General features: G+C 58.7%; 21 protein-coding genes and 2 pseudogenes. 12 read left to right on the top strand and 11 right to left on the bottom strand.

Going from position 1 to position 22506, the window contains the following annotated elements; genetic code table 11:
- Nucleotides 1–514: 514 nt before the first annotated feature.
- From GA0061103_RS17895 to GA0061103_RS17845, 11 genes are all read left to right on the top strand, one after another.
- Nucleotides 515–1378 (top strand): DMT family transporter, encoded by an 864-nt coding sequence (locus tag GA0061103_RS17895; RefSeq protein ID WP_092713419.1) that lies wholly within the window; start codon nucleotides 515–517, stop codon nucleotides 1376–1378.
- 409 nt (nucleotides 1379–1787) lie between these two features.
- Entirely contained in the window at nucleotides 1788–2588 is an 801-nt protein-coding gene (locus GA0061103_RS17890) for a class I SAM-dependent methyltransferase (protein ID WP_245304784.1), read from the top strand.
- Nucleotides 2589–2682: 94 nt separating this feature from the next.
- On the top strand, nucleotides 2683–3708 hold the full coding sequence (locus GA0061103_RS17885) for a prephenate dehydratase domain-containing protein (RefSeq protein WP_092713415.1): 1026 nt from the start codon (nucleotides 2683–2685) through the stop codon (nucleotides 3706–3708).
- A complete protein-coding gene (locus tag GA0061103_RS17880; protein WP_092713413.1) occupies nucleotides 3705–5132 on the top strand; it encodes an FAD-binding oxidoreductase in 1428 nt (475 codons plus the stop codon). Before GA0061103_RS17885 ends, GA0061103_RS17880 begins: the two co-directional genes overlap by 4 nt.
- A gap of 35 nt (nucleotides 5133–5167) precedes the next feature.
- Complete coding sequence (locus GA0061103_RS17875) at nucleotides 5168–6388, top strand: alpha-hydroxy acid oxidase (RefSeq protein WP_092713411.1); 1221 nt, start codon at nucleotides 5168–5170, stop codon at nucleotides 6386–6388.
- A 37-nt stretch (nucleotides 6389–6425) separates the two neighbouring features.
- Entirely contained in the window at nucleotides 6426–7406 is a 981-nt protein-coding gene (locus tag GA0061103_RS17870; RefSeq protein ID WP_092713409.1) for an ABC transporter substrate-binding protein, read from the top strand.
- On the top strand, nucleotides 7403–8335 hold the full coding sequence (locus GA0061103_RS17865; RefSeq protein WP_092713407.1) for an ABC transporter permease: 933 nt from the start codon (nucleotides 7403–7405) through the stop codon (nucleotides 8333–8335). The genes GA0061103_RS17870 and GA0061103_RS17865 overlap by 4 nt, the downstream gene beginning before the upstream one ends.
- Entirely contained in the window at nucleotides 8335–9132 is a 798-nt protein-coding gene (locus GA0061103_RS17860; RefSeq protein ID WP_162747638.1) for an ABC transporter ATP-binding protein, read from the top strand. Before GA0061103_RS17865 ends, GA0061103_RS17860 begins: the two co-directional genes overlap by 1 nt.
- Complete coding sequence (locus GA0061103_RS17855; protein WP_245304783.1) at nucleotides 9104–9739, top strand: MarR family winged helix-turn-helix transcriptional regulator; 636 nt, start codon at nucleotides 9104–9106, stop codon at nucleotides 9737–9739. Before GA0061103_RS17860 ends, GA0061103_RS17855 begins: the two co-directional genes overlap by 29 nt.
- A gap of 197 nt (nucleotides 9740–9936) precedes the next feature.
- On the top strand, nucleotides 9937–10500 hold the full coding sequence (locus tag GA0061103_RS17850) for a TetR/AcrR family transcriptional regulator (protein ID WP_092713401.1): 564 nt from the start codon (nucleotides 9937–9939) through the stop codon (nucleotides 10498–10500).
- 18 nt (nucleotides 10501–10518) lie between these two features.
- Nucleotides 10519–11871, top strand: coding sequence for a nitrilase-related carbon-nitrogen hydrolase (locus tag GA0061103_RS17845; RefSeq protein WP_092713399.1), 1353 nt, complete (start codon nucleotides 10519–10521; stop codon nucleotides 11869–11871).
- A gap of 265 nt (nucleotides 11872–12136) precedes the next feature.
- Here GA0061103_RS17845 and GA0061103_RS17840 read toward each other — a convergent pair whose 3' ends face one another.
- The 7 genes from GA0061103_RS17840 to GA0061103_RS17810 all read right to left on the bottom strand — a co-directional run bounded on the left by GA0061103_RS17840 (nucleotide 12137) and on the right by GA0061103_RS17810 (nucleotide 19551).
- A complete protein-coding gene (locus GA0061103_RS17840) occupies nucleotides 12137–12553 on the bottom strand; it encodes a DUF3830 family protein (protein WP_092713397.1) in 417 nt (138 codons plus the stop codon).
- A gap of 89 nt (nucleotides 12554–12642) precedes the next feature.
- Nucleotides 12643–13371 carry an amino acid ABC transporter ATP-binding protein gene (locus GA0061103_RS17835; RefSeq protein ID WP_092713395.1) on the bottom strand — a complete coding sequence of 243 codons (729 nt, stop codon included), beginning with the start codon at nucleotides 13369–13371 and terminating at the stop codon, nucleotides 12643–12645.
- The gene (locus tag GA0061103_RS17830) at nucleotides 13368–16289 is read right to left on the bottom strand and encodes an FAD-dependent oxidoreductase (protein WP_092713393.1); all 2922 of its coding nucleotides are present in this window, start codon (nucleotides 16287–16289) and stop codon (nucleotides 13368–13370) included. Before GA0061103_RS17830 ends, GA0061103_RS17835 begins: the two co-directional genes overlap by 4 nt.
- 2 nt (nucleotides 16290–16291) lie before the next feature.
- Nucleotides 16292–17182, bottom strand: a complete 891-nt coding sequence (locus tag GA0061103_RS17825) for a dihydrodipicolinate synthase family protein (protein ID WP_092713391.1) — start codon at nucleotides 17180–17182, stop codon at nucleotides 16292–16294.
- A 15-nt stretch (nucleotides 17183–17197) separates the two neighbouring features.
- Nucleotides 17198–17890: an amino acid ABC transporter permease gene (locus tag GA0061103_RS17820; RefSeq protein WP_092713389.1), complete on the bottom strand. Its 693-nt coding sequence runs from the start codon at nucleotides 17888–17890 to the stop codon at nucleotides 17198–17200.
- Nucleotides 17891–17960: 70 nt separating this feature from the next.
- On the bottom strand, nucleotides 17961–18797 hold the full coding sequence (locus GA0061103_RS17815; RefSeq protein ID WP_092713387.1) for an ABC transporter substrate-binding protein: 837 nt from the start codon (nucleotides 18795–18797) through the stop codon (nucleotides 17961–17963).
- A gap of 106 nt (nucleotides 18798–18903) precedes the next feature.
- Nucleotides 18904–19551, bottom strand: a complete 648-nt coding sequence (locus GA0061103_RS17810) for a GntR family transcriptional regulator (RefSeq protein ID WP_092713385.1) — start codon at nucleotides 19549–19551, stop codon at nucleotides 18904–18906.
- A gap of 128 nt (nucleotides 19552–19679) precedes the next feature.
- Between GA0061103_RS17810 and GA0061103_RS17805 the strand changes: the two genes are divergently transcribed.
- The gene (locus GA0061103_RS17805) at nucleotides 19680–20330 is read left to right on the top strand and encodes a GntR family transcriptional regulator (protein ID WP_092714352.1); all 651 of its coding nucleotides are present in this window, start codon (nucleotides 19680–19682) and stop codon (nucleotides 20328–20330) included.
- Between the two features lie 182 nt (nucleotides 20331–20512).
- On the opposite strand, the pseudogene GA0061103_RS17800 reads toward GA0061103_RS17805, so the two are convergent.
- From GA0061103_RS17800 to GA0061103_RS17785, 4 genes and pseudogenes are all read right to left on the bottom strand, one after another.
- Nucleotides 20513–20932: pseudogene (locus GA0061103_RS17800) on the bottom strand (PIN domain-containing protein).
- Nucleotides 20929–21182 (bottom strand): annotated as a pseudogene (locus tag GA0061103_RS35390) (FitA-like ribbon-helix-helix domain-containing protein). The pseudogenes GA0061103_RS17800 and GA0061103_RS35390 overlap by 4 nt, the downstream one beginning before the upstream one ends.
- Nucleotides 21183–21439: 257 nt before the next feature.
- Nucleotides 21440–21691, bottom strand: a complete 252-nt coding sequence (locus GA0061103_RS17790; protein ID WP_245304782.1) for a hypothetical protein — start codon at nucleotides 21689–21691, stop codon at nucleotides 21440–21442.
- A complete protein-coding gene (locus GA0061103_RS17785) occupies nucleotides 21688–22362 on the bottom strand; it encodes an HAD family hydrolase (RefSeq protein ID WP_092714348.1) in 675 nt (224 codons plus the stop codon). Before GA0061103_RS17785 ends, GA0061103_RS17790 begins: the two co-directional genes overlap by 4 nt.
- Nucleotides 22363–22506: the final 144 nt, after the last annotated feature.

The raw sequence follows: 22506 nt of genomic DNA, 5'->3' as shown, positions 1-22506 counted from the left end.
CTCTTGCAAATATTCCGGTTGTCGAGGAGGTTCCATGTTCTCCGTCGTCACGCGGTTCTTTCGACGTTCATCGAGCCGAATGTGTTTTCATTAGGAAACGGCAACGCAAGGCGATGGATACCTCAGCGGTCAGGCCTCTGACAGCCCAGCATCTGCAATTGCCTGGAGCCAAAGACCTCCGCCGAATTTACGGCGGGGCAAATTTAGGATCGCACCCTCGAAATGTGGAAGGAGGCCGCATCTTTATCGACGACGGATTTGCACAACGATGCCGAGGTCGTTTCAGTTGATTTTGGGACGGTAGAGCCGAAGACAGCCTGCGCTCATTAGAATATCGTTGTAAAATTTAGCCTCATAAATGTGCCTTGAAATCGCAACAATCATACGGGCAAGCGGTAAAATTTTTTTAAATTATTTGCACTTTGCAATTAAATAGTGAATTATGAATCCGATCCAGAAGCACAGCAATGCGGGCGGTATAGTCGGCTTTTAACTGGCAGCAAAGGATGTGAGGATGACCGCAGCCCTCTTTCTCGCGACCGTGCTTTTCTGGGGTTCGGGCGCGATCGTGACATCTCTCCAGGCAAGCGCTTCCGCTCCCGAGCTGTCGGTCGCGATCCGCATGTTTCTTGTTGGATTGAGCATGCTCGGATTTTCGATCGCCACTGGCAAACCGATTACGATCGCCCGCAGCGATCGTCTTTGGGTGATGATGCAAGGCATATTGTTTTTCGGACTTGCGTTCATCGCCTTTTATAAGGCGACCAAGGGTATCCCGAGCGGGATTGCAGCCCTGGTGCTATCGAGTTCCTCGCTGTTTGCTGCCATCGCCAGCCGTTTGCTGCTGAATCTGCGGATAAGCCGCCGCGCGACGATTGGCATAGTTTGTGGTCTTCTGGGTCTTGCCATCGTCGCCGCCCCACAGATCTTCGCACTGCATCTCAACCCGCAAACTGTGACGGGCTTCATCTGGGCAGGCGTTGCGGCGATGGCGACAGGTGCGGGGACCGCGATTGCTGCGCGCAACCAGCGGCGCGGCCTGCCGATCCCGGTGCTCATGGGTTGGGGCGCATTGTGTGGATGCGGCTTCGGGGTCGCCTGGGCTGTGGTAGTCGGCACGTCTCTCTCGATACCTGTCACCGTTGGCTATCTGGCGCAGCTCGCCTACCTGGCAATTGTCGCTTCCTGCGTTACGTTTCTCATGTATTTTACGCTCATCGAGAAGGTCGGCCCTGCACGAGCGGCCTATGCGCTAACCGTTGTTCCGATTGTCGCCATAACGATCTCGGTCATCTTCGAAGGCCTGCACATCGATACCCGTCTTGCCTTCGGCGGCGCGACGATCCTTCTTGGCAATATCCTCGTTCTCAATGCCTGAGGCGGAACAATCAACCGAGGATTCTGCAATCAGCATCCTGTCCGTGTTCGCCCGCGATTCCGGCGATTCAAGTACTTCCGGCAAGACTTAATAATCCCGGCAATTCGTGCAGGCCAGTGTGTCGCGGTCATAGCTTGGGAGCTGTTTGGCGACCGATCCTATAGTCGAAAAAACGCGAATACTCACGAAGAACATCCATTGAATGGCTATTGGCTCCGCTAAAACTGCCTTAAATAAGATCGATTGCACAAAGCTTATGCATGTCTAAATTACTTGCAAATAGCAATTGATTTCCTATCAAATCTATGTTGTAGTTTTAATCATAAGAGGTAAATCGCATCGCGATTGCCCGTAAAACTAGAATCTAGGGAGATGTCCGAACCGCAACAATTTTGGAAGGCATATGTTCATGTATATGTCCTCGACACCGATCGAATCTGACGTCGTCTTCTCCGGCCGCCGCTCGGCGACCTACCGCGATGCACTCCACCTCTTTCCCGATGCCTGGCTTGATGACATTGCCGCCATGCGCCGTTTCCTGCAGCCGGTCGACGGCCGACGCGTCTTGGAAATCGGCGCCGGCAACGGTCATTTCAGCCGGGCGATCGCCGAAGATATTGGCCCTGCCGGCTTATTGGTCGCGACCGACCCGTCCACTGAACAACTTGAGGATCTCGAAGTCGAAAGTGGCGGCCGGATCAGGGTCTTCGGTCAGGCAGCGCACATGCTCGACCTGCCGATCCGTGATTTTGACATGGCCTGGTCGCGCGGCGCCGTGCACCATATTTCCGACAAGACTGCCGCCTGGAAGGCGATCGCAACCCATATGCGGCCCGGCGGCAAGCTGGTGATTGCCGACATCTTCGCCGGAACGCGGCTTGCCGCCTATTTCGACGATTTCATCGCACTGAGCTGCTGTACCGGCCACGAGGTCTCCTTCCTCTCGCGGGAATTTGCAACGAGCCTGTGCGCTCTGACCGGATGGGACAAACCTCAATTTACCGATGTCACCACCCGCTGGCGTTTCGACACCAAGGCAGATCTCGGACATTTTCTGCTATTGCTGTTCTCGGCAACCGAGATCTTCACCGACGCCGACTGCCTTGCTGCAGCGGAACGTCATCTTGACGTCGTTTCTGACGGCAACGGCATCGCCCTGCTTTGGCCGATGACGGTAATGGAAACGACAAGGCTGCCGCCCGCAAATTAATCATGGATGACCGATGACAGGCGCTTGACGCGCGACGGGACAAATCTGCCCGCGGCGAGACCTGGCGTGCACAAATTTCCTTCGGAGATCGCCTATGACATCGACCACAGCAAACCGTGGATCCACGGCCCCTCCCCCCGAAGCCCCTTTCGATGCAGGTTCATTGGTTCCGGGCGCCAGGAAACTCGGCTCGGAGACCACAGTCCATAAAGTCGGCTATAATGGTCGGCCCGGCGCATTTGCAGATGTTGCCTGCAGGATGGCGTTCCCATCCGCGGATCGCATCGCCATGCCGAGCTTGGAGACCACGATCGCCAGCACCGTCCGCGGTGAAGTCGACCGGATCCTCCTGCCATGCGAAAACAGCCTGGTTGGACGCGTGCCGGATGTGCACAGGATCGTGCCCGATAGTGGTCTGCATATCGTCGGAGAGCATTTTCAACGCGTCGAACATTGCCTCATGGCGCCGGCAGGCGCATCGCTTGCGAGCATCAGACGCGTGCGTTCGCATCCCGTGGCACTTGGCCAGGTCAGCCGGCTTATCGCCGCACTCGATCTCGAGGCCATCGCCGCTCCGACGACATCGCACGCCGCCGAGCTGGTGGCCTCTTGCGAGGATCCGAGCGAGGCTGCAATTGCCTCCGATCTTGCAGCCGACCTCTACGGATTGGATATCCTCAAACGCAATGTCGAAGACGATCCGCATAACACGACGCGATTTTACGTGCTGTCTGCCGAGCCTCAAGCGGTCGAGCAAAAGACACAGCTTCTGACGACCATCGTCTTCCGCACCCAGAACCGGCCGGGCTGCCTTTACCACGCCATTGCCGGATTTGCCGAAAACGGCATCAACATGACCAAGATCGAAAGCTATCTGGTCGGCGGGCAATTCGTGCCGTCCCGCTTCCTCTGCGAGTTCGAGGGCGATCCAGCCACGCCCGAGGTGGCTGATGCGCTCGATATTCTCGCCCGCCATGCTCGCGAGCTGGTCGTGCTCGGCACGTTTCCGATGGCGAGCCGCCATCTGCGCAACCGCAGTGAGGAAAATCTCCGCTCTTGGGGAAGCAAGCCTCCAGCCGCCTTTCGATGGTCCGATGGCCAAGAGGAGGTCGAGCGATGACGACCGCGGTCAACCGCTACGGACGCCATGGCGATCTCGTCGACGCCGCAATCGTGAAATTGAAGCTGCATTTTGGCGATCGGCTGACGACGGCGGCGGCCGTGCGTGATCAGCATGGCCATGACGTAAGCTGGCATCCCTCCTATCCGCCGGACGCAGTCATTTTCCCTGATACGGCGGATGAGGTATCGCGCATCGTCGCGACCTGCCACGCCTTTGACGTACCGGTGATCCCGTTTGGAACCGGCACCTCCTGCGAGGGACATGTTGCCGCCCTTAAGGGTGGAATATGTATCGATCTCTCACGGCTGGATCGGATTTTGACGATTCAACCGGACGACATGACGGCGACGGTCGAGGCAGGAGTTACCCGCAAGCGCCTCAACGCCGAACTGCGCGACACCGGGCTGTTCTTTCCCGTCGATCCCGGCGCGGACGCCTCACTTGGCGGGATGGCCTCGACGCGCGCCTCCGGCACGAACGCCATGCGTTATGGCACGATGAAGGACAACGTCATTTCACTCGGTGTCGTTCTGCCCAATGGTGATCGGATTCGCACAGCAAGCCACGCTCGCAAGTCGGCTGCCGGATACGATCTGACACGTCTCTGGGTGGGATCGGAAGGCACGCTCGGCATCGTGACCGACGTGACCGTCAAGCTGCATCCAATTCCAGACCACGTCGTCGCGATTTCGGCGAGTTTCTCCACGCTGGAACAAGCGGTCGGGTTCGTGCTTGTCGCGACGAGGCTCACCGACACCTTGGCACGGATCGAACTGCTCGATGAACTGCAGGTCGAGGCCGTCAATAGCTATTCAAAACTCTCTTTGCCGGTCGAGCCGACGCTTTTTATCGAACTGCATGGCAGCCGCGGGGCGGTCGACGCCGCCTTGCCGTTCATCGAGGAGGAGGCACGTGCAGCCGGCGCCAGCCGGTTTGATACGGCCGTATCGGCGGAGGCCAGAGGCAGGCTCTGGCAGGCGCGCCACGATATCTGGTGGGCCAATCTTGCGTTGCGCCCGGGCGCAAGTGCCCTTCCCACGGATAGCTGCGTGCCGGTGTCGCGGCTTGTCGAGGCCATACTTGCCGCCAAGGATGACGTGCGAGATCTTGGTCTCCTCGCCCCGATCTGCGGCCATGTTGGCGACGGCAATTTCCATCTTTGCGTCCTTTTCGATCCCGCAGACGCCGACGAGCGTCAGCGCGTCGAGGCGCTGACCAAACGTCTCGCGGCCCGCGCCATCGCCCTGCAAGGGACGTCGACCGGCGAGCATGGGATAGGCCACGGCAAAATAGCAGCGCTTGTCGCGGAGCATGGTCCGGCCATCCGGGTCATGGCCGCGATCAAACGCGCCATCGATCCCCACAACATCATGAATCCGGGCAAGATTTTCAATCTCGCCGAGGCGCCGCCTTTCAATTGAGCGAGATCCGTAAACCAGGGAGGTAGTGAGAATTTATGTCCAAGCAGCATGGCCCGGCATCGATCGCCGACTACAGAATCGCCGCGCGGCGAGCATTGCCGAAAATGGTCTTTGACTTCTTCGATGGCGGCGCCGGCTCGGAGCTGACGCTGCTCGAAAACCGTGTGGCACTGGACCGGATCCGTCTCGTCGGCTCCGCGCCGGTCGACGTCGGACATCGCTCGGCTGCGATCTCGCTCTTCGGCGAGCCGCTCACAATGCCGGTCATCATCGGACCTACCGGGCTGGCAGGCGCGGCATGGCCCGCGGGCGACCAGGCGTTGGCCAGGGCCGCCGGACGAGCGGGGATCCCCTTTGTCATGAGCTCGGCAGCCAGCGCGACCATGGAGGCCGTGGCAGCTGCCGGCGAAGGCAGAAAGTGGTTTCAGCTCTACCTGTTCCGAGACCGCGAGGTGAGCCTCAGGCTGCTGAAACAGGCCGAAGCACTGGGCTTCGAAGCAATCGAGATAACGGTCGACAACGCTATTCCCGGCAGACGGTTGCGCGATGCCCGCAATGGCTTTTCGCTGCCGTTCCGCTGGACACCCCGGAAGCTCCTGAGCCTTGCGGCTCATCCCGGATGGGCCTTGCGGATGGCCAAGGCCGGCGCTCCGCGTCTGGAAGTCATGGAAGCCGAGTTCGATCTCAAATCTGCGGGAACGATTGCCGAGGTGATGGAACAACAGCTCGACCCAACCGTGTCCTGGGACGATATCGCCTTCATACGGGATCGCTGGAAGGGGCCACTGATCCTCAAGGGATTGCTCAATCCGAGGCAGGGCAGCCGGGCAGCCGAGCTTGGGCTAGACGGTATCGTGGTCAGCAATCACGGCGGACGGCAACTCGATGGAGCCGTCGCGAGTATCGACATCCTGCCGGAATTTGTCAGTGCTGTCGGGGGCAAGCTGGCGATCCTGGTCGACAGTGGATTTCGCAGCGGCACCGACGTTGCCAAGGCGCTGGCGCTTGGAGCAACGGCCGTGCAGGTCGGACGAGCGACACTCTATGCCCTGGCGAGTGGCGGCGAGAACGCCGTGTTCAGAGCCCTTGCCATCATCGCCGCCGAACTCGATGTCGCTCAGGCAATGATGGGCGCGCCCACCATTGCCGATCTTCGACCTTCCATGCTTCGCCTTCCTCCACTGCTGTTGCGGCCCGAGCACGTTTCCGCTCGTGAACCCATGTCTCCGCGCCCGCAGTCACCATTTGCCGCCTGATCCCTCATTGCCAAACCCCTACGAGGAGATTGCTCCAGTGAAACGCAGAACCGCTTTCGTACACGCACTGGCCCTCTCGGCCCTACTCCTGTCTTTCTCCGCCACGGTCACCACCGCGGCGAACAAGACGGTAGCGCTGACCTATATTGTCGAGCATCCGGCTATCGACGCGGCCCGCAAAGGGATCGTCGATGCACTGGCCGATGCCGGCTTCATCGACGGCAAGACCATCACGCTCGACATTGCAAGCGCTCAAGGGAGCATGCCGACACAGACGCAGATCGCGAAGACATTTGCCGGCAAATCGCCCGACGTGATCGTCGCCATCTCCACACCGTCCGCCCAGGCCTGCCAGGCCGCAGCCAAAGGAGCGATCCCAATCGTGTTCTCGGCCGTGACGGATCCCGTTGCCGCCAAACTGGTCAAGAGCTTCACTCAACCGGACGGCACGCTGACCGGAACCAGCGACAGACAACCTCTGAACCTGACCTTCGAACTGATCCATAAACTGACGCCGACGGCAACGAAGATCGGCGTCCTCTACAATGCCGGCGAGGCCAATTCCGTCGCACAAGTGGCTGAGATGAAGATCGAGGCGGCGAAGATCGGCATGAGTATCGTCGAGGCGACGGCGGCACAGTCGGCTGCGGTGCCGGACGCCGCCCGCAGCCTTGTCGGCAAGGCCGATGTGATCCTCCTGCCGACCGACAGCACGGTGGTTTCCGCTGTTGAAAGCGTCGTCAAGGTCGGCGTCGACGCGAAGATCCCGGTCTATGCCAGCGACACCAATTCGGTCGAACGGGGTGCGATGGCTGCACTCGGATTCAATTATTACAAGCTGGGACGGCTGACGGGCGAGATTGCCGCCAAGGTTCTGAACGGCGCGAAGCCGGGCGACATTCCTGTCGGAACGCTGGACAGCGAGGATCTCTACCTCAATCTCGCCTCGGCCAAGAAGATGGGCGTCACTCTCTCCGAGGCGATGACACAGAGCGCAGCGAAGGTGATCGACCAATGAGCATGATTGCCCTTTCCGGAGCCTGCGAAGCAGGCCTGCTGTTTGCCCTCGTTGCCCTTGGCGTCTATCTCTCGTTCCGGGTGCTCGATTTTCCGGATCTAACTGTCGACGGCAGTTTCCCGCTCGGCGCGTCGGTCGCGGCGTCGACGATCATGGCGGGCGTACCGCCCATTGTCGCAACGCTCCTCGGATTTGTCGCGGGCGCCTCCGCGGGCTTCCTCACGGCATTCCTGTCGCTCCGGCTGAAGATCATGAACCTGCTCGCAGGGATCCTGACCATGGTCGCATTATTCTCGATCAATCTGCGCGTCATGGGTAAGCCGAATATTTCGCTTTATGGGACCGACACCATATTTTCCTGGATCGACGGGATCGCGGCGCTCGGAGTCTGGGCGAATACGGTATTGCTTCTCTGCATCGTATTGGCCGCAAAGGTGTTCGTGGACTGGTTCCTTGCCACGCAAATGGGATTGGCCTTGCGCGCAACCGGCGCCAACCCGAGGATGGCCGAGGCACAGGCCGTCGATAATAGCCGCATGGTCATGCTCGGCATGGCCCTCGCCAACGGCCTCGTCGGACTTGCCGGGGCGCTTTATGCCGAGAGCCAGGGCGTTGCCGATGTCTCGATGGGTATCGGCACGATCGTCACCGGTCTTGCCGCCGTCATTATCGGCGAAACAATCGTCGGCGCGGGGTCGGTCGCGCGAGCCACGCTCGGCTGCATCCTCGGCGCCTTGATCTATCGGCTGGTCATTGCGCTGGCGCTGGACGGTGGCGTGATCGGCATCCAGGCACAGGATCTCAATCTGGTAACCGCCGTCGTGGTTGCCGCCGCCGTCATGGCATCGAAAGCGCGGCTGAAAAAACTGCCCACCATCAGGCGCACCCGCCTGTCGGAGCGGCCGAAAGCGGAAGGAGCGGCTCGATGATGTTGAATCTCGATACGATCTCGGTCACGTTCAATCCTGGGACCGCCCTCGAAGTCGCTGCGCTGCGCGGCATATCCCTGGCGATCCCAGAAGGGCAGTTCGTGACCGTCATCGGCAGCAACGGCGCCGGGAAGTCGACCATGCTTTCGGCCATTGCCGGCGCAATCGCGCCCGATCGTGGCCGAATCGTCGTGGATGGTGTCGATGTCACGCGGTTGTCTACCCAGGGCCGGGCAACATTCATCGGCCGCGTATTTCAGGATCCTCGGATCGGAACCTGCGAGGCTCTGACCGTCGAGGAAAATCTTGCGCTCGCTTCCGCCCGCGCCGGGCGGCGCGGGCTGTCCCTTGCGCTCGGCAGACGGAGTGGACGCACTCGGTTCGAAGAGCAGCTCGCCGCTCTTGGTCTCGGACTTGAAACGAAGCTCAGGGCACGAATCGGCACACTTTCCGGCGGCCAACGACAGGCGGTAAGCTTGTTGATGGCGACATTGCTGCCGATGAAGCTACTTCTTCTCGACGAACATACGGCAGCGCTCGATCCCAAGGCGGCGTCGCGCATCCTGGCGCTCTCGGCGGAGATCAGCGAACGTCAGCATCTCACCACGCTGATGGTCACGCACAGCATGCGCCATGCTCTCGATTATGGCGAGCGCACGATCATGATGAGCGGTGGCCGCATCGTGCTCGATGTCGCAGGCGATGAACGGACTGGCTACGATGTGCCGGACCTGATTGCCCTGTTCGGAGCGGTAAGCGGCGGCGAAATTGCCGAAGACAGGCTGTTGCTCGTTTGATTGCTACCACTACCACCCGTCGCTTGTTTTCGCAACTTCGCTGGAATATATCTGCAATATGCAATTAAAAAACGATCAAACTGATAATAGGGCAGAGGAACGCGAGGATGGGACGGCGGTGAAGCCAGCCTTTCGGCTCGATCGCTGGGTGCCCTATCGCATGTTTCTGGTGGCAAGCAGCACTGCTGAGTTGCTGGCGTCCTACTACGGGCCACGATACGGCCTGTCCCAGGCGTCATGGCGAATTCTCGCCATCGCCGGCAGCCGCCCAGGGCTTTCGAGCAAGGAAATCTGTCATGCCGGAGCGCTCGATCAATTCGCCGTAAGCCGCGGTATTGCGCAATTGGTCTCGCTAGGCTTTGCCCGGCGCAATGCTGGTGCCGGTGACCGGCGGTTTTCAGCGATCGAACTCACACCTGAGGGCTACAAGGTACTCGAGGAGATCGTGTCCATTGGGCAGGCAATGGAAGCACGCATTCTCGAAAGCTTATCGGTTCGGGAGCGCGAGGCGCTACATGCCATGCTTGATCGCATCGAAGATGCATGCGCCGGAGCTGTCGCTCGTGGCTGGCAGGCGGTGGTGGCCGACATCAAATCTGGGATCTAACCCCGAATATGGCTCATCCCGATAAGCCTCCTAAATACTCTCCATCGAAAAACGGCTACGAAGTTCGCATGAAGTCTCGTGGTCCAGTCCGAAGGGATCACTCCCCAAATGGGGCCAATGTTCGGGCCAATTGACAATCTACCGAGCCACCGAACCCCATTCTTGACGATGAGCTGGCGCAAGTATACACCGTATACATGAGCACTCGCATCGTCATACTAAATTGCGCACTCGATGAATTGCAGGCTGCCGGCCTGGACAAGCTCAGTTTGCGTGCTGTCGGGAAACGGGCGGGAATGACGCCCATGGCGGTCTACCGGCACTTCCGGGATAAGGCGGACTTGCTGCATGCGCTTGGCGACCATGCTCTCTCGCAATGGCAAGCACGCGTCGAGCATATTCAAGATGTGGATCTCCGTGGCTGGATTGATGCTGTCACCCGCGCATTCATAGAGCTCGCTCTCGATTCACCGGCACTCTTTGATGCGGCTTTCGTGCTCAAGACACGCGCCGAACGTATTTATCCTCAGGACTTCAAGGGGGAGCGCTCGCCTGTGATCGGAGCGTTTGCTGTTCGCCTTGCAGACGGTCAGCGGCGCGGCTTGGTGCGCGAAGGCGATACGCTTGAAATCGCAATATTTTCCTGGGCGATGCTGCAAGGGTTGATCGGATTGCATCGTTCCGGCCGTTTCAATCTTTCTCGTGAAGATTTTACCGACATGTGCCTTCGAGCCTTAGCCGGAATTATTAACAAGGACTAGCCGATGAAAATGGGAGGAGTGATTGCCGCGCTTGTTTCCGGCGCGGTTCTTGCGGTGAGCCGCGATACAGGCCATTTGGGCTTTCTGGTTTTAGTCGGCCCGATTCCGCTTTTCCTCCACGTTTTAGGCGAGCGGCGGGCGCTGAATACATTCGTGCTAGCCTATCTGGTTGGGCTGATGGCCGAGGCCGGTCCGCTTTACTTCTATGGCGGTATCATTCCCATGGTTTATGGGATCGTAGCGCTGCTGGCCTTGTTTTTTGCCCTTTCTGTCCTCCTGATGTGGATCTTCTATCCGCGAAGCCCAACCCTTGCCGTCTTCGCTTATGCGGTCGCGACAGGAGCAATTGAACTCTTATACTCATACGTTTCGCCGAATGGCAGCTTCGGCGCACTTGGCTATGCGCTGGTGGATGTTCTTCCTTTGCTGCAGATCGCATCGCTAGCAGGCCTAAGCGGTCTCAGCTTTCTCGCAGCCATCATACCCGCCGGTATTGCAACGTTGATCCGGCGACCGACCGATTATCTTGCCGCTTCGGCATGGATTCTGCCGGTTCTCGCTGCTCTTCTATTCGGATATTGGCGATTGGCACAGCCGGACGGTGAAGCTGTTCGCGTTGCGCTTCTAAGTAACGACGAATTTGCTGGCGCCGCAACCGATGAACCGGATCGCAACGACGCAATTGTCGCTGATTTCCGTCAGAACATCGAACAGGTTGCGAGCCAAAGGCCGGCCTACATCGTCATGCCGGAAAAGATGTTCCTGCCGACGCCTGAATTCGCCCAGCTTTCCGTGAAGTTGAACACGAGGATCGTCGCCGGAATAGACCGGCCACTTGGCAATGGACGACGCTCCAATACAGCAGAGTTGACGAGACCCGATCTGTCAGCCCTGACGTATGACAAACATTACCTTATTCCAGGATTGGAAGGTGAATATGTTGCTGGCAAGGATTTGGTGAGCGTCGATCGCGTCGGGATTGCGATTTGCAAGGACATGGATTTTCCCCAGTTCCTGCGAACCTACCGCAGCCGGCACATTCGCCTGCTGCTTGTACCGGCCTGGGACTTCATTGCAGACGCAAAACTGCATGGCAAGATGGCGATCGTACGGGGCGTGGAAAACGGCTTCGCGGTCGCTCGCACAGCCAGCCAGGGCTTACTGACGTTAAGCGACAGCAGAGGCCGGATCATAGCAGAGACTTCTTCCGCAAAGGGCCAAGGCAATCTTGTCGATGCGGTACCGCTTGGTACCGGGGATACCTTCTACGCAAGCAATGGCGACGCCTTCGGCTGGTCGCTCGTCATCGTCTGCGGTGGATTACTGTTTACCTTGCTTGTCGTCAGGGTTGAGCCGCACAAGGACGCCTGAAGTGGGCATCTGCATCCGACAGATTAAGGTCGAACGCGCCTTCAGCTTAATTCGTCAGTTGATTGAGGAGGGTCATGAAGAACTTGTCAAATGACATCAGGAGGTGGGTCGGCCGAAGGCCTTGCTCCAACCATGTAGGAAATCCGCGTGGGCAGGATGTTGGCCGCCTGCCGACGCAGATCTGCACGAATTGCAGCCCCGATATATGATCGCAGATCAGTGCCTCGAAGCCAATTTGGTCACAACGATAGCCGCCTGCTTCAAGTTACGCATAGGCCGCTTCGAACCTGATGTCCTGCGCTCCTTCCCAGAGAACCAACTGCCCCAGCGCAGGTAGCTGGTCCAGATTGGAGGCCAGCGTAATAAAGTGGTTTCCGGCGAGCTGTCCCATCTTTGACGAGAAATCGACGCCGCCATAGGCAAGTAGGATTTCCGTTTCACTGATGCCACCTGGATAAAGGATAATATGGCCGGGAGCTGGATGGCTGGTATGATTTTCGTAAGGGACGCCAAAATCGCGTTCGCCGAGCGGAATCCATACGCCCTCGCCCGACCAGCGCACATGAACGATCTTGCCCTCGAAAGGCATCGCCTTCAGAAACGCCTCGCAGGTCTTTGGCGCTTTCGCCGTTTCCAGCACAGCATCGAATTCGAAGGGACCGGCGGTAATTCTCAGTTTCATTCCACTCTCTCTTTTTTGTCGTTGTCTGAAATTTCGATTTATCCAGTTGCGCGGGCACTTGTGCGTTTCCCGCAGCCGTCGAGCTTTCATCAATGCCGAAGAATCTTGCCAAGAAAGGCTTCTGTCCTCGGATTGTGACTGCCGGTGAAGAACTCCTCGCTGGGCCGATCTTCCACGATCTCTCCTTGGTCGATGAAGATGACGCGTGTGGCTACGCGGCGGGCAAAGCCCATCTCATGCGTTACCACCATCATGGTCATTCCGTCTCTCGCGAGGCCGGTCATGACATCAAGCACTTCCGACACCATTTCCGGATCGAGCGCCGATGTCGGCTCGTCAAACAGCATGGCAAGAGGATCCATGGCGAGAGCGCGCGCGATGGCCACGCGCTGCTGCTGGCCACCGGAAAGCTGGCTCGGAAATTTTTTTGCATGGTCGGTCAAACCGACTCGATCGAGCAGTTGCATGGCCTTGGCTTCCGCCATGACGGGGCTGCGCCCAAGCACGATCTTCTGCGCCAGCATGATGTTATCGAGGATGGTGAGATGAGCAAAGAGCTCGAAATTCTGGAAGACCATACCGACGCGTGTGCGCAAGTTCGGCAGATCCGTTTTCGGATCGCCCACCTCTATCCCATGGACACGGATTGAACCTTCCTGGAAGGGTTCGAGACCATTGACGCACTTGATCAAGGTCGACTTGCCTGAGCCAGATGGTCCACAGACCACTACGATCTCGCCCCGCGCCACCTGAACGGTACAGTTCTTCAGGACCGGATAGGTGCCGTAGAATTTGGAGACGCCATTGATCTCGATCATAAGCGGCCTTTCGCGAAACGAGTGATGGAAAAAGGTTGCAGCGCCCGTCCGGTCTCCCGGCCCAGGATGAGCTGTGCGGTGAGTTGACCGACAAGCGGACCGAGCGTGTAGCCGTTGGAGGTCACCGCGCTGAAGAAGCCGGGTTGCTGGGGATGCTCGCCGAGGATTGGCGCGCCATCGATATTGATATTCATGGCGGCCCAGCTGCGGATGATATGCAGCTTGCGCAGCGCCGGAACCACATGCTGGGCCACCCAAAGATTGCCCTCGAGACTCGACAGCAACGGTCGGGGATGTTGATGCACGGGATCAAGGCCGGCGGTCCAGCCGCCGCCGATGATGAAGTTGCCGTTGGCTGCCTGCTTCAATGTCAGATGGCGATCGGCATGAGCGACGAGGCAGGTTATCAGCGGGGCAGCCGCCTCGGTCACGACCATCTGCAGCGGCGCGCCGAACACGGGGATGTCGAGCCCCAGCATGGCGCCGATACGCGAGGAAAAGGCGCCGGCCGCATTGACGATGCGTTTCGCCCTGATAATGCCGCGCGATGTGTGTACCTCGTAGCCGGACGTGCCAGCCGCGATGGCGACAACCTCGCATTTCTCTATGATGCGGGCTCCTTTTGCGCGCGCGGCCTCGAGGATATGCTGGGTCGCAACGAGCGGATTGATCTTGCCCTCCTGCGGGCAATAGGCGGCGCCGAGGAAGGCCGGCGATAATCCCGGCTCCAGGGTGCGCAATTCCTCGCGACCGATCAGCCGGCAATCAATGCCGGCGCGCTGCTCGACAGCGACCTTTTCGGCGAGAAAACGCATATGCGCATCGGTCTCGGCCACCATCAGACCGCCGGTTACCTTCATCTCGAAATCGCGACCAAGCTCCTGCTGCAAGGCAGCCCAAAGTGCGATGGAATCCCGCTGCAGAGGCAGTGTTTGCGCAGCCGGCCCACCGCCGCCTTCCGCGCGCACGCCATGATCGAAGGATAAAAGCTGTGCATGCAGGCTGCCGGCATTGCCGCCGGAGGCAAGCGAATTGGCAAAGGCGCGTTCGACAACCACAACGTCCTCACCTTCGCTTGCCAGAAAAAGCGCCGTCGACAGGCCGGCGATCCCTGCCCCGATCACCAATGTCGATGTTTCACGGAACGGCAAAGGCTCGGCCGATTGCAATGGTTGCCTCTCGGGCAGCATTGCGCGCTTGTGTCCTCCCCATTCGGGCTTTTCGGCCGCAAGCGCGACCAGGGGAATGGGCCGCAACGGCATTTGCGGCGCCAGAAACCCGTGCGTCTCTCCATTGCTGCGCCTCTCACCTGCGACCTCAGCCAGCGTATGACCGCAGTAGCGGCTCTGGCAGCGCCCCATGCCAGCACGCGAAAGTCGCTTCAATGTAGCGATATCCGTAGCACCTTTTGCAATAATCGCCTTTAGGGTGCCGGCCGTTACGCCTTCACAGCGACATATGATCATCTCGTCGGCAAGCACCTCGCCTCGATCAACGGTTGCCGGCTTGAAAGCCATCCAGAGACTGGCCTGGAAGGCGCGATGGCGGGCAAGCCTTCGTTCGGATTCATGATCAGGTGCACCGCCAAGGCCCAGTTTGCGCGCGACCACAAGCCCGGCCAGCCGGCCTTGCGCTCTGGCGATATGAGCGCCGCCGAAACGCGCGGCTTCGCCAACGACATGAATATGGGACAGCGTGGTCTCGCCATCATCACTGCTCGTAACCACCAGCTCGCCGCCAACGACCTCGTGGCCGCAGCCGAGCAGGCGCGAGAGCTCGTTCGAGGAAGCAAAGCCGCCACCGATAAGGACAGTATCGGCATCCAGCTTCCTGTCACCCTTCGGGCCGGATATGGTGGCGGACTCGACGCCGGCAGATCCATGGATTGAAGTGATCTTGCTTTCCCAATGGAGCGGGATATCGGCCGCCCGCAAAGCCGCGAGCTGCCGGGCGCCGTAAACGGCGAGGCCGCCACCAAGCCTCAGTAAACCCAAGGCTTCCAGAGGCTTCGACCATGGCGACGCCGCCGCTTCGACAAGCGCGACCACCGTGCCGCCCGCCCTGTGGATCTCGTTAGCCACTTGGATATTAAGGGGGCCGTTGCCGGCGATGAGTATCCTGCCGCGGGGGACTGTGCCGTAGCTTCTAAGGAGGGTCTGCGCGGCCCCCGTAGTCATGACGCCCGCGCGTGTCCAGCCCGGCACAGGGTATGGCCGCTCGTAGGCACCGGTTGCAATCACGATCATTCGAGGCTTGCAGTAGAATGTGCCTGACGGGTTGTAGCAGGCAATGATGGCGCCACCTTCGCCGTTTTCAGCGCCCCAGACGACCGTTTCGCCAATCAAGGTCACTCCGGCCTCTCCGGCAGTTCGGATCAGATCCAGTCCTTCGCGAGCTTGCGCGTCGTGTTCCAGCCGCGCTACGGCCGACGACGTCGCAGGCTGCTTATAGTATTGGCCGCCTGCGATCTTGCGTTCATCAACGATCGTGACCTTCGCACCGGCGCTTGCAGCTGCTTCTGCAGCGGCAAGGCCGGCTGGTCCTGCGCCGATGACCAGCAAATCCATCTCGATGGTTGCGATAAATGCGGGGACGGCACAGAGATCTGCAATTTCCCCGGACGCAATAGCCGGCCGCGAAGATGGTCTGTGAACATGCATACCAGCCTCGACGGAGGTCATGCAGGCGCGCTGGCTGACTTTGCCGTCGACTGTCACGAGACAATCATGACAAGCACCCATGCCGCAAAAAAGCCCACGCGCGTCGCCCTTCAATCCGCGCGAGAAACCGTGCTGCCCACTAGCCTCGATCGCCGCGGCAATCGTCATGCCAGGCTCGGCATGAAGAGAATGGCCATCGACGACGAATTCGATGGTCGACTCTGCTGTGGATCGAGGTGCGGGCGACACGAACGGCATCCTCAGGCGTCGAATTTCAGGCCAAAATCCTGAACCAGTTTTTTCATGGCCGCATCCTGTTCGGCGGGCAGAGGCAGTCGCGGCGGGCGCGGCGCACCAGCGCCAAAACCCATATGCCGCAACAGCGACTTCGAACCGGCGACATAGGCCTGCCCGCCGACGGCCTGAATGATCGGCAGCCAATGCAGATAAAGCGCGCGGGCCTCGTCGATCTTCTTTTCGTCGGCCACCAGTTCGAAAATGCGCGCCATCGGCCCAGGAGCGATGTTGGAAGCGACCGCCACCCAGCCCTGTGCGCCCATGACGAAGGATTCGAAGCCGAGAATGCCGCCGAAAACCGTCATATTGTCGCCGGCAAGCCGGATGATATCACGCACGCGCGTCACCTCCAGCGTCGACTCCTTGATATAGTCACAGCCGTCGATTTCGGCGATCCGCTCGACCAGCTCCGGCTTCAGGTCGACATTGGCCGTCGCGGGATTGTTGTAGACCATGATGGGAATGGAGATCGATGATGCAACGGTGCGATAGTGGTGCACCAGTTCGTCGTCGGTCGGGGTCGAATAAAAAGGCGGGATGATCATGACTCCGTCTGCGCCCATCGTTTCCGCCTTGCGGCTCAGACGAACACATTCGCGCGTGTCCTCCGCGCCGGTACCAATCAGGACCGGAACACGGCCGGCCACGGTTTCGATCACCGTGCGTGCGACGCCATCGCGCTCGTCCTCACTAAGCGAGAGAAATTCTCCTGTCGATCCCAACGGTATCAGCCCGTGAATGCCCTGGCGAACCTGCCAGTCGGTAAAGGCGGCAAGCTCTTTCAGGTCTACTGCGCCATGCTCGTCCAGCGGCGTGATCATCACGGTATAGACGCCGCGAAATTTCTTGGTCATGTCGATTTCCTGCTTCTAGCGCTTTTCCGTCATGGACAGCCGGGAGTCTGCCTGACCGAAACGTTTCTCGATGTGGCTCTGGAAAAAGTCCCAGAGCGTGGTCAAAAGGAGGTAGTAGATGGCAGCTACCGAGAAGAGCTCCAGCACCATGAAGCGCTCCTGGATGAGGACCTGGGTGCGGCGCAGAAGCTCCTCCATGGAGATGACCGAGGTCACCGAGGTCGTTTTGAGAAGACCGTTGACCGAATTCCCGAGCGGCGGAATGATCACCTTAAATGCCTGCGGCATGACGATATGGCGCATGATCTGCCGCTCGGTCATGCCGAGCGCCCTGGCGGCTCTCGCCTGTCCTTCGGGAACGGCTTCGATGCCTGCGCGTATAATCTCCGCAAGGTAGGCAGCCTCATTGAGCGCAAGCCCGATCAGCGCTGCCTCGATGACGGAAAAGCGGATGCCGAACTGCGGCAGTGCCGTATAGATGGCGATCAGCTGGACCAGAAGCGGCGTGCCGCGAAACAACCAGATATAGGCCTTGGCAACCAGCTGAACCAAGCGTGCCCGCGAACGCCGCATCAATGCCAAGGTAAATCCGAGGATCAAGCCGGCACTTAACGAGACGACCGTCAGCCATATGGTGGTGAAGACACCCCCGAGAATGAAGGGGTTGAAGAGGTATCCGAAGAAACCCGACCAGCTCCAAAGCTGCATGAGCGTAACCTTCCGTTCGAAGCGCGCGGCCTGGCCGCGCGCAACCGTTCCAATGGACCGATCAATCCGATCAGCGACCAGGCCCCTTCACGGAATAGTCACCCGCCACCATGGGCAAGCCATACTTATCAAACAACGTCTTCAACGAACCGTCGGCCTTCATCTCCTTCAAGGTCGCCGAAACGGCATCGGCAAGCTTGGAGCTCTTGAAGGCAAGGGCAACGGGAGCTGGATAAAGGCCGCTCAAAGCACGCTTGAAGTCGCCGCGAGAATCATAGTCTTTCGCAACGGCATCGATCGAGACCACGCCTTGAACCTGACCGGCGCGAAGAGCCTGGTAGGCGAGCGCGAAATTGTCAAAGGTCTGGATCGTCAGGCCCGGCTTGCCCGCATCCCGCAGTTCCTTGTCAAGCAGACGCGTCTTGGTTTCCTCAAACCCGCCGATTTCCACGCCGATCGTCATGCCGGCCAAATCGTCCTTGCCGGTGATTTTCTTGTCGTAACCCGGCGCGACGGACACGCTGATCGCCTGGTCCTCGTAAGGGATCATCTGCATGATCTTGACGCGCTCTTCGGTAAAGAAGATGCCGGTGTCGATCATGTCCCAGCGGCCGGATTGCAGACCCGGCACCATGGCCGAAAACTCGATACGAATATATTCGGGCTCAAGGCAAAGGCGTTTGGCAATCTCGGTGCCAAGTTCGATGCGCATGCCCTTCAGGTCGCCGCTGGAATCGACGAATTGCAGGGGTGGCAACGTCGGGTTCGTCGACATGACGAGTTTGCCGGGCGTTATCAGATCGCCTGCCGCGACCTTCGGCGTGCATGACTGGGCAAGAGCGACTGACGTCGTCAAGGATAGAAGCGAAGCGGCAAGCAAGCCGCGTGACATTGAAAACCGAAACATGCTGACCTCTGGAGTTATTTTTGTTATGCCCAGATACTTGCATTCATCTGGGATCCCAGTTTTATACAACACTTTCCCATCGATGCAAGAGATGACTCGATTGCCGTCAGAAATTTGTGAGAACGCCTTGGCGAACCGCCTCGAGATGACGCATCATCGCTTGACGCGCGGCCTCGGAATCGCTGCCCGCCAGGGCGGCAAGAATGCCGCGATGCTCGGCAACGCCGGGCTTGGCCCGGACGACAGCCATCTGCCGCTCGAAGATCGTGGTATAGCGGCGCATCTCGCTGATCGTTGCCGCCATGAAGCCGTTGCCGCTCGCATCGGCAATCGACATGTGCAAGGCGTCGTCGAATTGCCAGACAAATTCCGGATCCGGCTCGGCATCGGCCTCGATCGTATCGAGCATCGCTTCCAGCGAATGCAATGTCGCCGCCGGCATGCGCCCCGCCGCTACCGCGGCCGCGCTGGGTTCCAGCAACATGCGCATAGCAAGACTGTCGAGATAATCCTTCAACGTAATGACACGCACGCACAATACGCCCTTGTCGTTCCGAACAAGCAGTCCCTCGCCTTCAAGACGACCCAGAGCATGGCGCATCGGAGACCGGGATACCTCATATCGGGTCGCCAGCCGCCTTTGCTGCACCACCGATCCACCCGCAAGCCGGGCCGAGAGAATTTCCGCCAGAAGCAGCCGATAGGTTTCCTCAGCCAGGCTTTCCTCAGCCGCATCGTTCATCCGGTCGTCCATGCATCCCCTTTTTGCTTCTTCCCGAGTTCAGCTATCATATGTAACACCAATTGCGGCAAGGAAAGCCGGCCATTGTCAAAGATGCCGGTGAGGCGCAGAGCGAGGAAAAGGTGAGCGACATTTCAACCATGCAGGATGCCACTTCAACCAGCGGACAGCACAATCTCGCCTCGCTCGCATATAAGGCGGTGTCGGATATGATCCGCCACCGTCGGCTGAAAGGTGGTCAGGTCATCGTAGAAGCCAAACTCGCCGAGGCGCTGGGTATTTCCCGCACCCCCTTGCGCGAAGCCCTGCAGCGGCTGGAAGGCGAAGGTTCGGTGCGAAAGGGCGACGGCCGCAACTATATTGTTCGCCGTGTCGATATCGGCGAATATCTGCAAAGCCTGCGACTGAGACTATTGATCGAGCCCGAAGCGGCCGTGCTGGCAATCCCCAACATCCCGCGCAGACAGCTGATCGTCGTCAGGCGAGAAATCAGCGATCTTCTCGACGCGACGACCTATCACACAGATGCCCATTGGGTATCGGACGACAATCTGCACAATCTCATCATCGACCATTGCGCCAATGCCGTGATGGCAAAGGTCTTGCGGGAATTGCGTGCTACCACACGCCTGTTCGAAATCGATCGGTTGAAGGACCGGCTCAAGCCGGACTCGACGGAACATCTGCTGATAATTGAGGCATTGGAATGCGGCGATGTCGAACGAACCCGTCTTGCCGTAGCCGGTCACGTTGAAAGCTTGATCGCCTTTGCACGAGAGCAATTGGAATAACGGCTTTGGGAGTGCCGAGCCTATTCAACTAAATCATTTTTCCACCCGCTTTAGCGTACAATACATCGTCGTTGACGGAGTCGATCCCTCTACTCCGTCATTCACCTAGCGAACTTTCACCGCGTAGCGGCCTAACGCTCTTGAACCAAGATGAATCCGGGACATCTAAATCTACCCCGCCATTATCGAAGCCAGGGATTGATCACTTTCATTCCAGCCGCCTCGAACAGGTTTGTGTCGCGAGTTGCTATCGCGGGGCGATGAGCTGCTGCCGTTGCAGCAATATAGCCATCAGCTGTGCCAATCGCTTTTCCAGATACTCGAGCGCGTGCCATCAATTCTGAATAAGACTGCGAAGTCGCCAGATTGAAGGACAGGATGCGCTCCGAAAAGTGAGGCAACACCTCGCCCTCAAGGCGGTCGCGGAGAATGGTTTGCCGTTTCCCTGAAGGCATAGCAGCGATCTCGAAGCGAAGTTCAGCAATTGTAATGGCGGAAATGAACAGCGTTTCGATAGCTTGGGCATCCAACTAGGCAACCACCGCCTCATCAGGAACCGGTTTCCACGGCTCGGAAATAACATTGTTACCCAACAAAATCATTCGAAGATCATCGGTTCCGCAGGTGTCTTATCGCGACCTTTCTGCAGTGCTTCAACGTCTCGGTCGGAAAGCTCAGCGTCGCGACCGATAGCCGCTAGCAAAGAGCCAAGCTTAACACGTTCAGGGGACGAACAGCTGCCTCAATAATGTCACGGATCTCAGCCTCAGTACTTCGGCCATGATGAGCCGCCCGCAGGCACGGCGCACGGTGTGTTTCGTCAGAAAGATTTCGAATAGTGACCGCCGGCATTGATATCACCTCTGAGGAAATGATGACTTTGATATCAAAATATGCAAAATGATAACGACTTGCGACCCTTTGAACTGGTTAGCCAATAAGTCGAAATATCCGTACAATGCACCACACAACTGACCCCGATCGTCCCAAGTGGTGAGCAGGTTTGGTCGGCACTTAGATCCACGTGCGAATGCAGACGACAAGTGAGCAATGTCCCGCTGCGAACACGACATGATGGCTCGCAACCGCTTGCCGCTCAGCATAAATCTTCAGGACACCCAACCCATCTGCCGTGCCTTTCGGGCAGCCACGGCCATCCAATCATATAACAACCCTTGATCCTGCTTGGAGAAACGCGCCCTATGTTTAAGCCATTCCAAGGTATCCCCGGGATGACAACGGGCGTAATCCTCACGGATCAGTGCCTCGTATTTGTCACGAAGCGCCAGATCACCCGGCTCGATGGGCAACATCAGCCCATCTGCGTCGAGATAGAGTCTTGGGTCCTCGGCTGCACTCATCGCCGCCCCCCGACTTCGTCAATATGGAGCAGGAGATCTGCCGGGTCGTCATAGACACGGATCGCACCCGCATCCCGGAGTTCTTCCCGCCCGTAACCGCCACTCAAGAGACCGACGCCCAGTGCCCTTGCGCGCACGGCCGCAAGCATGTCCCAGATGCTATCCCCGACGACGACTGCTTTTCCAATATCGACGCCGAGCGCGTCCGCCGCTGCAAGGAACAGGTCCGGATCAGGCTTGGCATATTTGACCATATCGCGGGTGATGACGGGAAACGACGAGGCGTCCACCCCGAGCGCGGCAATGTTGACAGCGGCGGTCTCCATCCGACCGCTGGTCGCTATCGCAAAGGGAATCCCGGCATCCGCCAACCAGCGCAAAAGTTCGGTGGCGCCTGGCAAGGGACGGATTTTGTGACCCAGTCGCCGATATGCCTCGGCATGGAGATGTCGAAGCCGCTCGTTCAGCTCGTCCGTAATCTCTATGCCAGTCTCTCGAAGGAGCTGGTTGGTGAACAATCCCCCGCTCATTCCGATTTTCCGATGAATCCGCCAGACTGAAAGGTCGATGCCCTCTTCATCGAGCGCCTCCTTCCATGCAAGGACATGTTGGTAGACGCTATCGACCAGCGTACCGTCGAGGTCAAAAAGAAAAGCGTGGTCTATTCGCATAGCAATCTCCCACTGTATTTTCGTTCCGTTCGTGTCGCATTGTTTATAGAGCAACGCTCGTGCCATTTCGGCAAGTTCAGAAAATCAAACAGTTACTTGATCGACATTGGTCCTCACGGACAAAGTGTCCCGATTTTCAGGCCA

Source organism: Martinezella multihospitum (assembly GCF_900094585.1).
GTDB classification, from domain to species: Bacteria; Pseudomonadota; Alphaproteobacteria; order Rhizobiales; family Rhizobiaceae; genus Rhizobium; species Rhizobium multihospitium.
The sequence above is the reverse complement of the archived record's forward strand: the minus strand, read 5'-3'. Positions and strand labels throughout refer to the sequence as shown.